We start from the raw sequence: 13,520 nt of genomic DNA, 5'->3' as shown, positions 1-13,520 counted from the left end.
CAGCCCCAGCTTGCGTCGAGGACCGGAACCGTACTTGCGTGCGGTGAGGACCGCAGATGCGAGACCGGGTTGCGCAGCAGGTTTGTTCACGTCTTCGCCAGGTAGGTCTGCGCCAGGCGCACCCAGCAGGCGGCACCCAGCGGCAGCACTTCGTCGTTGAAGTCGTAGCCGGGGTTGTGGACCATGCAGCCGCCGAATTCGCCCTCGCCGTTGCCCAGCAGCAGGTAGCAGCCCGGCAGTTCGGAGAGCATCCAGGCGAAGTCCTCGCTGCCCGAGAAACCCTTGGGCGCCTGCCTGACGACGTTCTCCTCGCCCACCAGCTCGGCGCACACCTGCGCCGCAAGCTCGGTCTCGGCGGCGGTGTTGACCACCGGCGGCACGAGCTGGCGATAGTCGATCTCGGCTTCCACGCCGTGCGCCTGCGCGGTGAGGCTCACGATCTCGCGGATGCGCTGCTCGACCAGCGCGCGCGTTTCGGGCCGCGCCGCGCGCACGTTCAGGCCCAGCGACACCGACTGAGGGATCACGTTGTGCGTGGCACCGCCGCGGATGAAGCCGACCGACACCACCGCCGTGTCGTCGGGCGCCACGTTGCGCGCCACCACCGTCTGCAGGGCCGTCACCACCGCCGCGGCGGCCGCGACCGGGTCGCGCGCGCGGTGCGGCATGGCGCCATGCCCGCCCACGCCCTTGATGGTCACGTCGGCCACGTCGGACGACAGCGTGACCGGGCCTTCGATCGCCATCATCGTGCCCACCGGCACGCCGGGCGCGTTGTGCAGCGCGTAGACCGCGTCGCAGGGGAAGCGCTCGAACAGGCCGTCCTCGATCATGGCGCGCGCGCCGCAGAGGTTTTCCTCATCGGGCTGGAAGATCAGGTTCAGCGTGCCGTCGAAGTTGCGCGCCTTTGCCAGCGCCCTGGCCGCTGCCACCAGGATGGCCGTGTGGCCGTCGTGCCCGCAGGCGTGCATGCGCCCGGCGTTGCGGCTGGCGTACGGCAGGCCGGTGGCCTCGGTGATGGGGAGCGCGTCCATGTCGGCGCGGATGCCCAGGCGGCGCGTCCCGCTGCCGAGCCTGAGCTGCGCCACGATGCCGGTGCGGCCGATGCCGGTGTGCACCTCGTAGCCCCAGCTGCGCAGCAGGTTCGCGACCAGCTCGCTGGTGGCGTTCACCTCGAAGCCGAGCTCGGGGTTGGCGTGGATCTGCCTGCGGATGTCGACGAAGGCCTGCGTGTCGACGTCGGCCTGCGGCAGCAGGCGCGACAGGAGCTTGTGGGTCTGGGGGCTGAGTTGGCGGGTCATTCGTGGAGCTTCCTGCTTGTGATCGTCGTGAGGTTCATGCCGCCTTGCGTTCGCGCAGGCTCAGCAGCGCGCAGAGGCTGATCACCCCGCAGGCCATCATGTAGAAGGCCGGCGAGAGGGGGTTGCCGGTCTTGGCGAGCAGCCAGGTCACGATGAACTGCGAGGAGCCGCCGAACACCGTCACGCCCACGCTGTAGATCACCGAGATGCCGCTGGCGCGCACGCCGGCCGGCAGCATCTCCAGCAGCATCAGGAACATGGGCGTGGTGCCGATGTTCACGCTCGCGGTGAGCAGCGCAGAGAGTGCCAGCACCAGCGGCACGCTCGGGTACTGCCCGATGAGCCAGAACACCGGGTACACCGCGATCGCGCTGAAGAGCAGCGAGCCGACCACCAGCGGCTTGCGGTTCGGCAGCCGGTCGGCCAGCCGGCCCGCCACCAGCGACACCGCGAACAGCGTGATGCCCGTGACGCAGCCCGACAGCAGCGAGAGCGATGGCGGCATGTGCAGCACGCGGATCATGTAGGTGGGCATGAAGAACACCACGAGGTACATCGTGGCCGTGCCTGCCGTGGTCGCCAGGATGCCCTTGAGCACCAGTCCGCCGTGCTCGCGCAGCAGCCGGCCCATGGGGCTCGATTCGTGGCTCTCGGCGACATGCGTTTCCTCCAGGTGCGAGCGGATGTAGAGCCCCACCGGCGCGATCAGCAGCCCCAGCAGGAATGGCAGCCGCCAGCCCCAGCTCTCCAGCGAGGCCTGCGGCAGCGCGGCATACAGCGCGGCGCCGGTGAGTGCGCCCAGCAGCGCCGACACGCCCTGGCTCGCGAGCTGCCAGCTCACGCGGAAGCCGCGGCCCTTCACGCCGCCCGCCTCCATCAGCATCGACGTGGCAGCGCCCACCTCGCCGCCGAGCGAGAAGCCCTGCAGCAGCCGGCCCGCGAGGATCATCAGCGAGCCGAACACGCCGGCCGATGCATACGGCGGCGCGAACGCGATGCACAGCGTGCCGAGCACCATCAGGCCGATGGTCAGCGTCATCGCGGCCTTGCGGCCCTTGCGGTCGGCGTAGTTGCCGATGATCACGCCGCCCAGCGGCCGCATCACGAAGCCGATGCCGAAGGTGGCGACGGCCAGCAGCAGCGAACCGTAGGGGCTGTCGGAGGGGAAGAACAGCTTGCCGATCAGCAGCGAAAAGAAGCTGTAGACGGTGAAGTCGTACATCTCCAGCGCGTTGCCCAGCGAGCAGGCGGCGATCAGGCGGAACTGGCTCTGCTTTGCCTTGCCGTGCACCGCGGCGCCAGTTGAAGAAGAGCCCAGGATCGGGCTTGCGGGCAATGCGGCTTCGCTCATTTAATGTCACTCCAACGTACAGGTTGCGGTGGGCCTCCGCATCGACCGTCGGCCCGTTCGCGGCGGAGTATTCAGGCAAAGCGCTGCGGCGAAGAATCACAAATTTTCATGCTGATAACCAAACGGCATCCCCGTCATAAACAGGCGCCCGAAGCCATCGGGACAAGCCCCAGGAAGCCACTTTTCGAAAGCGCCGCACCACGATGAAGCTGCAACAGTTGCGCGTACTGCTGGCCGTGGCGCAGCACGGCAGCATCCACGAGGCCTCCCGCAGCCTGCACACCACCCAGCCTGCGCTGTCGAAGACCATCTCGGAGCTGGAGCGCGAGCTCGGCGTCACGCTGATGTCGCGCTCCACGCGCGGCGTGAGCCTCACGGCCTACGGCGCGGCGCTGGTCAAGCGCGCGAGCGTGGTCGAGCAGGAGCTGCGGCATGCGCTGGAAGACATCGAGGCGATCCGCGGGCACGACGAGGCGCAGCTCAACATCGGCTTCACCGCCGTGGCCTCCAGCGGCCCGCTGCCCGATGCGATGGCCTCGTTCCGCAGGCGCTTTCCGAACGTGGCGCTGCGCGGCTTCGAGCTGCGGCCGCAGCAGATCTTCGAGGGCCTGCGCGAAGGCCGGCTCGACCTGGGGCTGGTCTCCACCTGCAACGGTCCGGGCACCAACGCGTTCCAGTGGGAGCCGCTGTTCTCGGTGGCCATGCACCTGTCGGTGCGCGCCGGCCATCCGCTGCGGCGCGTGCGCAGGCTGCAGCCGCTGGTGGACGCCGACTGGCTGGTGCTCGACCCCATCGACGATGCGGGCAGCCCGCTGGTGAGCATGATGAACATGCACGGGCTGGAGATGCCCAGGCGCATGGTGCACAGCGCCTCGAACCTGCTGGGCCTGCAGCTGGCCACGCAGACCGACCTGATCAGCATGTGGTCGGACTTCGTGTTCCACGGGGCGGGGCCGCTGCGGCTGCAGCCGCACCTGCTGGAGAAGCTGCCGATCACCGACGAGTTGCCGGACTTCGACGTGTTCCTGGTCTACCGCTCGGCCGACCTGATGACGCACGCATGCGCCGAGTTCGCTAAGGAGGCGCGGCACCAGGCGAAGGCCAATCCGCCCTGGCGGCAGCCCGGGCGCAAGGGGAGCGCAGCCTAGGCCGCGGTGTTGTTGCCCTCGTCGTCGGCCGGCGTCTCGGGGCGGGTGAGGGTCCAGCTCTGCAGCTTGCCGCCGTTGAACACGGTGTCGACATACGAGCCGCCGCCGTCGGTCCAACGGTAGTGCTCAGGCTGTTCGTCCTTGGGCGAGCGCAGTTCGCCGAGGGCGCGCGTCATCGCGATCACGTGCATCAGCGTCACGCCCGGCTTGAGCTTGGCGTTGAGCATCACGGCGCTGGCCACGTAGCCCACGGGCCGCTCGGCCGCTCGCTTGAGCACCTGCATGGCGCGGTTGAAATGGAGCAGCAGGAACATCACGATCGCGCCGCCGGCCAGGGCGACACCGCCCCATCCACCCGCGCGCCAGGCCAGCGCCATGACGACGATGGCGCCCAGAGGCAATAGAAAGTTCTTGAAATTCATGGCGCGCATTGTCGCCGCCCCTCGAGTGCCCCTTCGAAGTAGCCACCCCGACTACCGCAAGGGGCGAAAAACGGTACTCGGCTTCAAAAGCGATCCGCACCGGCGCATCGGCAGGCACATTTCGCCGCACGGGCATCTGCCCGGGCCACCGAAAAGCGTATGACCATTCCGCGCTCCGTCACATTCGTTCGTCTCACCCTCGCCGCCACGCTCACGGCCGCCGCGCTCAGCGGCTGCTACGTCGTGCCGCTCGGGCAACCCGCTCCGGCAGCGCCGCCTTCGCAGGCCTACGCCGTCGCACCGGGCCCGGTCGCACAGACATTCGCCGCGCGGCTGTATCCGTCGAATGCCGAAGCCTCGCGCTACGGCGTCGTCGCCGGCACCGTGACCAACGACATGAACGGCCGCGGCCACTTCAACGCGCAGATCGGTGGAGAACAGTTTCAGGGAGAGGCAACCCGGGTCGCCGGCTCGCGGGTCAACGGCGTGGCGAACGCCACCGGCAGCCGCGGCGGCAACCTGAGTTGCCAGTATTCGATGAATTCGGCCACGCTGGGCAGCGGCCAGTGCGTGCTCAACAGCGGGCCGGCGTTCACGATGCACATCGGGGGATAGGGAGGGTAGGCCCGGCGCGCCATCGCGCGCCGGGTCATTTTTTCCCAGTTTCAGTCGAGGCGGCGGACGACGTCCATCGCCTCCTCGATGCGGTCCACGGCGTGGATCGTCAGCCCTTCGATTTCCTTCGCGCCCTTTTTGGGCGCGTTCGCCTTCGGCACCACCGCCACGCTGAAGCCCAGCTTGGCGGCCTCGCGCAGACGCTCCTGCCCGCGCGGCGCGGGGCGCACCTCGCCGGCCAGGCCCACTTCGCCGAATGCGATGAAGCCCTTGGGCATGGGCTTGCCGCGCAGGCTCGAGGTGATGGCCAGCATCACGGCCAAATCGGCCGCGGGCTCGCTGATGCGCACGCCGCCCACCGCGTTCACGAACACGTCCTGGTCCATGCACGCCACGCCCGCGTGGCGGTGCAGCACCGCCAGCAGCATCGCGAGGCGGTCGCGGTCCAGGCCCACCGAGAGGCGGCGCGGGCTGGGCCCGCCGTTGTCGACCAGCGCCTGGATCTCCACCAGCATCGGGCGCGTGCCTTCCAGCGTGACGAGCACCACGCTGCCCGGCACCGGCTCGGCATGCTGGCTCAGGAAGATCGCGCTCGGGTTGGTTACGCCCTTCAGGCCGCGCTCGGTCATGGCGAACACGCCGATCTCGTTGACCGCGCCGAAGCGGTTCTTGATGGCGCGCACGAGACGGAAGCTCGAATGCGTGTCGCCCTCGAAGTACAGCACCGTGTCGACCATGTGCTCGAGCACGCGCGGGCCGGCGAGCGCGCCCTCCTTCGTGACGTGGCCCACCAGCACCACGGCCGTGCCGCTGGTCTTGGCGAAGCGCGTGAGGTGCGCGGCGCATTCGCGCACCTGCGCGACGGAACCGGGCGCCGAGGTCAGCTGGTCGGAATACACGGTCTGGATCGAGTCGATCACCGCGATGGCCGGGCGCGTGGCGTCGAGCGTGGCGATGATCTTCTCGAGCTGGATCTCGGCCAGCACCTGCACCTGCGAGTGGTCGAGGCCCAGCCGCCTGGAGCGCAGCGCCACCTGCGAGCCGCTCTCCTCGCCGGTGACATAGAGCGCGTTCTGCCCTGCGTGCTGCAGCGCATCGACCGCCTGCAGCAGCAGCGTCGACTTGCCGATGCCCGGGTCGCCGCCGATCAGCGTGACGCCGCCCGAGACGATGCCGCCGCCCAGCACGCGGTCGAGCTCGTCGATGCCGGTGGGCGTGCGCGCGACGTCGGTCGCCTCGATCTCCGAAAGGGTCGCGAGTTCCGATGCACCCGCGAGCGATGCGAACTGGGTGCCGAAGCGGTTGTTGGCGGGCCCGCTGCCCGCGCCCGCGACCTGCTCGACGAGCGTGTTCCATGCGCCGCAGCTGGGGCATTTGCCCAGCCACTTCGGGCTGGTGCCGCCGCATTCGCTGCAGACGAAAAGTGATTTGTCCTTGGCCATCCTTCGAGTGTAGGTGGCCGTGCGCGGCGCATCGTCAGTCGTTGGCCTGGAAGTTCACCGCCTTCATGACGGCCGCCCATCGCGCGGTGTCCTCGCGCATGGTCTTCAGCAGCGCCTCGGGACCGTCACCGACCGGGTACATGCCGTTCTGCAGCAGCTGCTGGCGTACCTCGCGCGAGTTCACCGCGCGCGTGAACTCGTCGCGCAGCTGGTCGAGCACCGGCTTCGGCGTCTTCTGCGGCGCGTAATAGGCGAACCAGGCAGTCGCCACCACGTCCTTGAACCCGCTCTCGACGAAGGTGGGCAGGTTCGGCATCAACGGCGAGCGCTTCTCGCCGCTGGTGGCGAGCACCTTCACGCGGCCGCCGGGCACCATCTGCAGCGCGCCGCCCACGGTGTCGAAGTAGGCGGGCACGGTGCCGCCCATCACGTCCTGGCGCGCCGGCGTGGAGCCGCGATAGGGCACGTGCACCATCGACAGCCCCGCCGCGCGGTTGAGCATCTCGCCGAGGAAGTGCGAGGGCGTGCCTGCGCCGTACGACGCGAAGCTCACCCCGCCCGGCTGCTTCCTGGCCCAGGCGATGAATTCGGCCACCGTGTTGGCCGGCACGTCCTTGTGCACCACCAGCGCGAGCTCGAAGCGGGCCGCGTTGATGATCGGCTGGAAGTCCCTGATCGGGTCGTAGCTCAGGTTCTTGTACGCGCTCGGGAACATGGTCATCATGCTCGCGGCACCCAGCAGCAGCGTGCGGCCGTCGGGCGCGGCGGTCTTCACTGCCTCGACCGCAATGCGCCCTGCGGCGCCCGAGCGGTTGTCGACGATGAGCGGGCCGAGCGACTCGCGCACTTCCTGCGCGATGGCGCGCGTGAGCACGTCCTGCGTGCCGCCGGCGGGCACGCCGATCAGCACGCGCACCGGCGTGCCGCGCGGGATGGTCTGCTGCTGGGCCTGCACCGCCACGGACATCGGCGCGAGGGCCATGCCGCCGAGCGCTGCCAGCATGCGGCGGCGCCCTGGAAGCTGCAGGGAGTGCGGGTCTGTCGTCATCTGTCTTGTCTCCGTTGCTTGCTGTCTGCGCAGCGCCATGGGTCGCGGCCACTGTAGAGCGCCGACAATTGGTTCATCTAATCAATCATTGCCCGGGCAAACCCCTATGCCGATGCACGCGCAGCCCCGCACGCTCGACGACCTGCTGCTCTACCGCACCAGCCGGCTCCTGTCGGTGGCGGGCAGCATGGTGATCCGGCTGTGCGAGGGCCGCTTCGGCATCACGCGGCGCGAATGGCGCCTCATCGCCACGCTCGCGGGGCACGGTGCGCTGGGCTCGTCGCAGCTGGCCGAGCATGCGCAGCTCGACCGGGCACGCACCTCGCGCGCGGTGAGCTCGCTGGTCGACAAGGGCCTGGTCTCGCGCGAGCAGCCCGCGGGCGACCGCCGCCACGTGCGCCTGCGGCTGACCGCGCGAGGCACGAAGCTCCATGCGGAGCTCTATCCGCTGGTCTGCGCGATCAACACCGAGCTGCTCGGCGTGCTGAGGACCGACGAAGTGGCGCTGCTCGACGACATGCTGCAGCGCCTGCACGCGCGCGGAGAGGCGATGGTGGCTGCCGCGGCCGACCTCCCCAAGGCCGACCGGCGCCGCCGCGAGACATCCGCCGCGCGCTGAAGCCCGCCGCACGGCTCATCCGTGCATACCCTAGGTTTGCGAATCGATCGCGCAATCGGCTAGGAAAGCGGCGACGATTCATTTAACATGTTAAGTAATTTCGGAAGAGACAAGCCTTGAGCACCACATTCACTCATCGCAACCTGCCGCGGCTGCTGCTGCAGGCGCGCGAGGCCGTGATGGCCCACACGCGGCCCAGCCTGCGCGAGCACGCGCTGTCCGACCAGCAGTGGCGCGTGCTGCGCGTGCTGGGCGAGCACGGCGCGGTCGACACCGGCCGCGTGGCGCGCGAGGCGTTCATCCTCGGGCCCAGCCTCACCGGCGTGCTCGCGCGCATGGAGCGCGACAACCTCATCACCCGTTCGCGCGATCCGGCCGACCAGCGCCGCACCGTGGTCGAGGCCACGCCGCACGGCATGAAGCTGGTGAAGCGGCTCGGAACCAGCATCGAGGCGCACTACGACTGGATGGAAAAGTCCCTCGGCAAGGCCAAGCTCGCGCAGCTCTACGGGCTGCTCGACGAACTCATCGCACTGGAGCAACCCTCGCCATGAGCAGCACTCCCCATTTCCTGCCCACGGGCACGGTGTACGGCAGCCTGCTCAACTTCCGCGCGGAGGTGGAGGCGCTCGTGCCGCAGATGACGCAGCCGCCCTACAAGGCCCCGCCGAAGGCGCCGGTGCTCTACGTGAAGACGGCCAACACCTGGAGCCCGAACGGCAGCGCCATCATGGTGCCGGCCGGCGTACCTGAAGTCGAAGTCGGCGCGAGCATCGGCATGGTGATCGGCGCAGAGGGCGACGTCGAAGGCTTCGTGCTGATGAACGACCTGTCGATCCCGCACGCGAGCTTCTTCCGCCCGCCGGTCAAGTTCAAGTGCGTCGACGGCTTCCTCGGCATCGGCCCCGTGCTGCGCGACGCGCAGGAAGTGGCCGATCCCGCGGGCTTTCGCGTCGAGGTTCGCATCAACGGCGAGCTGAAGCAGTCGCTCGACTTCTCGCAGCTTGTGCGACCTGCGCAGCAGTTGCTCGCCGACGTCGGCGAATTCATGACGCTCGCGCACGGCGACGTGCTGATGCTCGGCTGCGGCCCCGACCGCCCGCTGGCACGTGCGGGCGACCGCATCGACATCTCCGCACCGGGGTTCGAGACCCTGAGCAACACGCTGGTGAAGGAAGCCACGGCATGAAGCACGCACGCGTCATCTTCGAAGGCCGCGAGCACACCGGCACCAGCCACGAGTTCGACGGCCGTCCCGACGCCGCGGTGCGGCTGGACGACGGCCGCGTCGTGCCGCAGGAGCAGCTGGTGTGGCTGCCGCCGCTCGCGCCCACCTCGCGCCCGCGCACCATCCTCGCGCTGGGCCTCAACTACGCCGACCATGCCAAGGAGCTGGAGTTCAAGGCGCCCGAGGAGCCGCTGGTGTTCGTCAAGGGCCAGAGCACGCTCATCGGCCATCGCCAGCAAACGCACCGCCCTGCCGGCGTGCAGTTCATGCACTATGAATGCGAGCTCGCCATCGTGGTCGGCAGGACCGCGAGGAACGTGAAGCGCGAGGACGCCTACGACTTCATCGGCGGCTACACGGTGGCCAACGACTACGCCATCCGTGACTACCTCGAGAACTGGTATCGCCCCAACCTGCGCGTGAAGAACCGCGACACCTGCACGCCGCTGGGCCCGTGGTTCGTGGACGCGGCCGACATCGCCGACCCGATGTCGCTCGCGCTGCGCACCACCGTGAACGGCACGGTCACGCAGCAAGGCAACACGCGCGACATGATCTTCGACGCGCCCTTCCTCATCGAGTACTTCAGCCGATTCATGACGCTCTCGCCGGGCGACCTGATCCTCACCGGCACGCCCGACGGCGTGGTCGACTGCAGGCCGGGCGACGTGGTCGTCACCGAGATCGAGGGGGTGGGCGCGCTGGTCAACACCATCGCGGCCGCCTGAGCTTGCGCGTCACCTGCCCGCCGCTTCGGCACGCACCGCGACGCTCCTTCCTTTCATTGCCACATCCACAACCAGATCAGCGGAGACAACACGACATGATCACCGGCAGAAAGCTCCTCCAGTCCACCGCGGCCGCGCTGGCCCTGGCCGTCTCGGCCGTGGCCCTCGCGCAGACCGCCTACCCCGCCAAGCCCGTGCGCTGGGTGGTCGGCTACCCGGCCGGCGGCGGCACCGACTTCCTCGCGCGCACCGTGGGCGCGCAGGTCTCGCAGCAGCTGGGCCAGCCGGTGCTGGTGGACAACCGCCCCGGAGCAGGCGCGATCATCGCGTCGGAGAACGTGGCGCGCTCGCCGGGCGACGGCTACACCGTGTTCTCCGCCGACAACGGCGTGCTGGTCTACAACCCCGCGCTCTACAAGAAGCTGCCCTACGACGCGGAGAAAGACTTCGCGCTCGTCGGGATGATGGGCCGCTCGCCGCTCATCATCACCGCCGCGCCCAACGCGGGCATCGCCGATGCGAAGGCGCTGCTGGCCGCGCTCAAGGCCTCGCCCGGCAAGTACAGCATCGCGACGCCGGGCACCGGCAGCCCGCACCACCTCGCCTACGAACTGTTCCAGCGCGAGGCCGGCGTATCGATGCTGCACGTGCCCTACAAGGGCGGCGCCCCCGCCCTGCAGGACCTGATGGGCGGCCAGGTCGCGCTGATGATGCTCGACCTGCCCAGCGGCGTGAGCGCGATCAAGGCCGGCAAGGTGATCCCGCTGCTGGCCATGTCGGGCGAGCGCGTGCCGCAGCTGCCCAACGTTCCCACGGCCAAGGAGCTCGGCTTCGCCAACGTCGAGGCCTACACATGGCAGGGCCTCGTGACGCCCGCGGCCACGCCCAAGGAAGTGCAGGCGAAGCTGGGCAGCGAGCTGCAGAAGGCCATGGCCGACGCCGGCGTGAAGCAGAAGCTCTACGACGCCGGCTGGGAGGCACGCCCCGCCGAAGCCGCCGAAATGACGCGCTACGCCGATTCGGAGCGCAAGAAGTGGCACGCCCTCATCAAGGCGCGCGACATCAAACTGGACTGACAGATCCGGACCCTTTTTGGACCTTTTCCATGCAACAGATCGACCATCTCATCGGCGGCAAGTCCGTCAAGGGCTCGGACTACTTCGAGACCGTCAATCCCGCCACGCAGGAAGTGCTGGCCGAAGTCGCCTCGGGCGGCGAAGCCGAGGTCAACGCCGCGGTGGCCGCCGCGAAGGAAGCCTTTCCCAAGTGGGCCGGCATGCCCGCGCCCGAGCGCGCGAAGCTCATCCGCAAGCTCGGCGACCTCATTGCGAAGAACGTGCCCGAGATCGCGCAGACCGAGACCAACGACTGCGGCCAGGTCATCGCGCAGACCGGCAAGCAGCTGGTGCCGCGCGCGGCCGACAACTTCTACTACTTCGCCGAGATGTGCACGCGCGTGGACGGACACACCTACCCCACGCCCACGCACCTGAACTACACGCTGTTCCATCCGGTGGGCGTGTGCGCGCTCATCAGCCCGTGGAACGTGCCCTTCATGACGGCCACCTGGAAGGTCGCGCCCTGCCTGGCCTTCGGCAACACCGCCGTGCTGAAGATGAGCGAGCTCTCGCCGCTGACGGCCGCGCGCCTGGGCGAACTGGCGCTGGAAGCCGGCATTCCGCCCGGCGTGCTGAACCTGGTGCACGGCTACGGCAAGGAAGCCGGAGAGCCGCTGGTGAGCCACCCCGACGTGCGCGCCATCTCGTTCACCGGCTCCACGGCCACCGGCAACCGCATCGTGAAGAGCGCGGGCCTGAAGAAATTCAGCATGGAGCTCGGCGGCAAGAGCCCCTTCGTGATCTTCGAGGACGCCGAACTCGACCGCGCGCTCGATGCGGCCGTGTTCATGATCTTCAGCAACAACGGCGAGCGCTGCACGGCCGGCTCGCGCATCCTGGTGCAGCAGTCGATCTACGCCGACTTCGCCGCGAAGTTCGCGGAGCGCGCGAAGCGCATCACGGTGGGCGACCCCCTGGACGAGAAGACCATCGTCGGCCCGATGATCTCGCAGGCCCACCTGGCCAAGGTGCGCAGCTACATCGAGCTGGGCCCGAAGGAAGGCGCGACGCTGCTGTGCGGCGGGCTGGACGCCCCGTCGAACCTGCCCGAGCGGGTGAAGAAGGGCAACTACGTGGTGCCCACCGTCTTCGCCGACGTCGACAACCGCATGAAGATCGCACAGGACGAGATCTTCGGACCCGTCGCCTGCCTCATTCCGTTCAAGGACGAGGCGCACGCCATCGAGCTGGCCAACGACATCCAGTACGGCCTCTCCAGCTACGTGTGGACCGAGAACATCGGCAAGGCGCACCGCGTGGCCGCCGCCGTGGAAGCCGGCATGTGCTTCGTCAACAGCCAGAACGTACGCGACCTGCGCCAGCCCTTCGGCGGCACCAAGGCCTCGGGCACCGGCCGCGAAGGCGGCACCTGGAGCTACGAAGTGTTCTGCGAGCCGAAGAACGTGGCGGTGTCGCTGGGCTCGCATCACATTCCGCACTGGGGCGTGGCGTGAGCCACGATCCAACAGCCGTGCAGAGGCGTGGCGTGAGCCACGATCCAACAGTCGTGCAAGGGCGTGGCGCGAGCATGCAACGCCGCACGCTGCTGCAAGGCGCGGCCGCCCTCGCGGCCCTGCCCTCGCTCGCACGCGCGCAGGGCACATGGCCCGCCAAGCCGATCCGCGTGATCGTGCCCTTCACACCCGGCGGCACCACCGACTTCGTCGCACGCCTCGTCGGCACGGAGCTGTCGAAGACGCTGGGCCAGCCGGTCATCGTCGACAACAAGCCCGGCGCGGGCACGGTGATCGGCGTCGACGCCGCGGCCAAGGCCGCGCCCGACGGCTACACCTTCGTCTGCGTGGCCAACAGCTTCACGGCCAACCAGACGCTGATCCGCAAGCTGCCCTACGACACGCAGAAGGACCTGCGCCCGGTCGCGCTCATGGGCATGTCCGAGCACGTGCTGGCCACGCATCCGGGCAGCGGCCTGAAGACGCTGGCCGACCTGCGCAACGCCGCCAAGGCGAAGCCCGGCACGCTGAGCTTCGCTTCCTTCGGCAACGGCACCTCGGCCCATCTCTCGGGCGAGATGCTCAGGCTGCAGATGGGGCTGGACATCGTGCACGTGCCCTACAAGGGCCAGGGCCCCGCGCTCACCGACCTGCTCGGCGGGCAGGTGACGATGATGTTCGGCAACTGGCCCGAGTTCCGCGGCCACATCCAGAGCGGCAAGCTGGTGGCGCTGGGCATGGCGACCGCCCAGCGCTCGCAGTACGCACCGTCCATACCCACACTGGCCGAACAGGGCGTGGCCATCGAGTCCAATTCGTGGAACGGACTGCTGACGCCCGCCGGCACGCCCGACGCCGTCGTGCAGCGCATGAACGCCGAGGTGAACCGCGCGCTCGCGGGCCCTGCAGTGGCCGATGCCTTCCAGAAGGGCGGCATCGCGTCGCTGTCGGGCACGCCGGAGCGCTTCGCGGCCTTCATCCAGAGCGAGATCGCGAAGTACGCCGAGGTGATCCGCAAGGCCAACATCCAGATCGAAGGCTGAACC

Annotated in this window: 14 protein-coding genes; 9 read left to right on the top strand and 5 right to left on the bottom strand. The window is 68.9% G+C overall.

Translation table 11 applies throughout. The annotated features are described in order from the left end of the window. Positions 1–86: 86 nt before the first annotated feature. Together ACTJLF_RS17685 and ACTJLF_RS17680 are read right to left on the bottom strand one after the other, a co-directional pair. The gene (locus ACTJLF_RS17685) at positions 87–1,301 is read right to left on the bottom strand and encodes a M20 aminoacylase family protein (RefSeq protein WP_440883609.1); all 1,215 of its coding nucleotides are present in this window, start codon (positions 1,299–1,301) and stop codon (positions 87–89) included. 34 nt (positions 1,302–1,335) lie between these two features. Next, complete coding sequence (locus tag ACTJLF_RS17680) at positions 1,336–2,652, bottom strand: MFS transporter (protein WP_440883608.1); 1,317 nt, start codon at positions 2,650–2,652, stop codon at positions 1,336–1,338. Positions 2,653–2,855: 203 nt separating this feature from the next. On the opposite strand from ACTJLF_RS17680, the gene ACTJLF_RS17675 reads away from it, so the two are divergent. After that, positions 2,856–3,800 carry a LysR family transcriptional regulator gene (locus ACTJLF_RS17675; protein WP_019658014.1) on the top strand — a complete coding sequence of 315 codons (945 nt, stop codon included), beginning with the start codon at positions 2,856–2,858 and terminating at the stop codon, positions 3,798–3,800. On the opposite strand, the gene ACTJLF_RS17670 is transcribed toward ACTJLF_RS17675, so the two are convergent. Further along, positions 3,797–4,231 (bottom strand): glycerate kinase, encoded by a 435-nt coding sequence (locus tag ACTJLF_RS17670; protein WP_126184143.1) that lies wholly within the window; start codon positions 4,229–4,231, stop codon positions 3,797–3,799. The two genes, ACTJLF_RS17675 and ACTJLF_RS17670, sit on opposite strands and share 4 nt — an antisense overlap. A gap of 150 nt (positions 4,232–4,381) precedes the next feature. Here ACTJLF_RS17670 and ACTJLF_RS17665 point away from each other — a divergent pair, with 150 nt between their 5' ends. Further along, positions 4,382–4,837 carry a hypothetical protein gene (locus ACTJLF_RS17665; RefSeq protein ID WP_019658012.1) on the top strand — a complete coding sequence of 152 codons (456 nt, stop codon included), beginning with the start codon at positions 4,382–4,384 and terminating at the stop codon, positions 4,835–4,837. 50 nt (positions 4,838–4,887) lie between these two features. On the opposite strand, the gene radA is transcribed toward ACTJLF_RS17665, so the two are convergent. Continuing rightward, on the bottom strand, positions 4,888–6,279 hold the full coding sequence (gene radA / locus ACTJLF_RS17660; protein ID WP_126022430.1) for a DNA repair protein RadA: 1,392 nt from the start codon (positions 6,277–6,279) through the stop codon (positions 4,888–4,890). A gap of 34 nt (positions 6,280–6,313) precedes the next feature. Next, entirely contained in the window at positions 6,314–7,327 is a 1,014-nt protein-coding gene (locus ACTJLF_RS17655; protein WP_440883607.1) for a Bug family tripartite tricarboxylate transporter substrate binding protein, read from the bottom strand. 112 nt (positions 7,328–7,439) lie between these two features. Between ACTJLF_RS17655 and ACTJLF_RS17650 the strand changes: the two genes are divergently transcribed. The 7 genes from ACTJLF_RS17650 to ACTJLF_RS17620 all read left to right on the top strand — a co-directional run bounded on the left by ACTJLF_RS17650 (position 7,440) and on the right by ACTJLF_RS17620 (position 13,517). After that, positions 7,440–7,946, top strand: a complete 507-nt coding sequence (locus tag ACTJLF_RS17650; protein ID WP_440883606.1) for a MarR family winged helix-turn-helix transcriptional regulator — start codon at positions 7,440–7,442, stop codon at positions 7,944–7,946. Positions 7,947–8,062: 116 nt separating this feature from the next. Next, the gene (gene hpaR / locus ACTJLF_RS17645; RefSeq protein WP_019658008.1) at positions 8,063–8,500 is read left to right on the top strand and encodes a homoprotocatechuate degradation operon regulator HpaR; all 438 of its coding nucleotides are present in this window, start codon (positions 8,063–8,065) and stop codon (positions 8,498–8,500) included. Next, a complete protein-coding gene (locus tag ACTJLF_RS17640; RefSeq protein ID WP_440883605.1) occupies positions 8,497–9,135 on the top strand; it encodes a fumarylacetoacetate hydrolase family protein in 639 nt (212 codons plus the stop codon). Before hpaR ends, ACTJLF_RS17640 begins: the two co-directional genes overlap by 4 nt. Further along, positions 9,132–9,902: a fumarylacetoacetate hydrolase family protein gene (locus ACTJLF_RS17635; RefSeq protein WP_440883604.1), complete on the top strand. Its 771-nt coding sequence runs from the start codon at positions 9,132–9,134 to the stop codon at positions 9,900–9,902. Before ACTJLF_RS17640 ends, ACTJLF_RS17635 begins: the two co-directional genes overlap by 4 nt. A 95-nt stretch (positions 9,903–9,997) precedes the next feature. Beyond that, on the top strand, positions 9,998–10,978 hold the full coding sequence (locus ACTJLF_RS17630) for a Bug family tripartite tricarboxylate transporter substrate binding protein (protein ID WP_126184148.1): 981 nt from the start codon (positions 9,998–10,000) through the stop codon (positions 10,976–10,978). Between the two features lie 29 nt (positions 10,979–11,007). Then, entirely contained in the window at positions 11,008–12,474 is a 1,467-nt protein-coding gene (hpaE, locus tag ACTJLF_RS17625) for a 5-carboxymethyl-2-hydroxymuconate semialdehyde dehydrogenase (protein ID WP_440883603.1), read from the top strand. A 74-nt stretch (positions 12,475–12,548) separates the two neighbouring features. Further along, positions 12,549–13,517: a tripartite tricarboxylate transporter substrate binding protein gene (locus tag ACTJLF_RS17620; protein WP_440883602.1), complete on the top strand. Its 969-nt coding sequence runs from the start codon at positions 12,549–12,551 to the stop codon at positions 13,515–13,517. The last annotated feature ends 3 nt before the right edge of the window (positions 13,518–13,520 follow it).

This window comes from Variovorax sp. 22077 (genome assembly GCF_052044195.1).
Classification (GTDB): Bacteria; Pseudomonadota; Gammaproteobacteria; order Burkholderiales; family Burkholderiaceae_C; genus Variovorax; species Variovorax atrisoli.
The sequence above is the reverse complement of the archived record's forward strand: the minus strand, read 5'-3'. Positions and strand labels throughout refer to the sequence as shown.

Excerpts from the sequence above, each read along its gene's own strand:
- ACTJLF_RS17670 (WP_126184143.1), bottom strand. The coding sequence starts at position 4,231 with ATGCGCGCCATGAATTTCAAGAACTTTCTATTGCCTCTGGGCGCCATC.
- ACTJLF_RS17665 (WP_019658012.1), top strand. The coding sequence starts at position 4,382 with ATGACCATTCCGCGCTCCGTCACATTCGTTCGTCTCACCCTCGCCGCC.
- ACTJLF_RS17680 (WP_440883608.1), bottom strand. The coding sequence starts at position 2,652 with ATGAGCGAAGCCGCATTGCCCGCAAGCCCGATCCTGGGCTCTTCTTCA.
- ACTJLF_RS17675 (WP_019658014.1), top strand. The coding sequence starts at position 2,856 with ATGAAGCTGCAACAGTTGCGCGTACTGCTGGCCGTGGCGCAGCACGGC.
- ACTJLF_RS17685 (WP_440883609.1), bottom strand. The coding sequence starts at position 1,301 with ATGACCCGCCAACTCAGCCCCCAGACCCACAAGCTCCTGTCGCGCCTG.
- ACTJLF_RS17655 (WP_440883607.1), bottom strand. The coding sequence starts at position 7,327 with ATGACGACAGACCCGCACTCCCTGCAGCTTCCAGGGCGCCGCCGCATG.
- ACTJLF_RS17630 (WP_126184148.1), top strand. The coding sequence starts at position 9,998 with ATGATCACCGGCAGAAAGCTCCTCCAGTCCACCGCGGCCGCGCTGGCC.
- ACTJLF_RS17650 (WP_440883606.1), top strand. The coding sequence starts at position 7,440 with ATGCACGCGCAGCCCCGCACGCTCGACGACCTGCTGCTCTACCGCACC.
- ACTJLF_RS17620 (WP_440883602.1), top strand. The coding sequence starts at position 12,549 with ATGCAACGCCGCACGCTGCTGCAAGGCGCGGCCGCCCTCGCGGCCCTG.
- ACTJLF_RS17635 (WP_440883604.1), top strand. The coding sequence starts at position 9,132 with ATGAAGCACGCACGCGTCATCTTCGAAGGCCGCGAGCACACCGGCACC.
- radA (WP_126022430.1), bottom strand. The coding sequence starts at position 6,279 with ATGGCCAAGGACAAATCACTTTTCGTCTGCAGCGAATGCGGCGGCACC.
- ACTJLF_RS17640 (WP_440883605.1), top strand. The coding sequence starts at position 8,497 with ATGAGCAGCACTCCCCATTTCCTGCCCACGGGCACGGTGTACGGCAGC.
- hpaE (WP_440883603.1), top strand. The coding sequence starts at position 11,008 with ATGCAACAGATCGACCATCTCATCGGCGGCAAGTCCGTCAAGGGCTCG.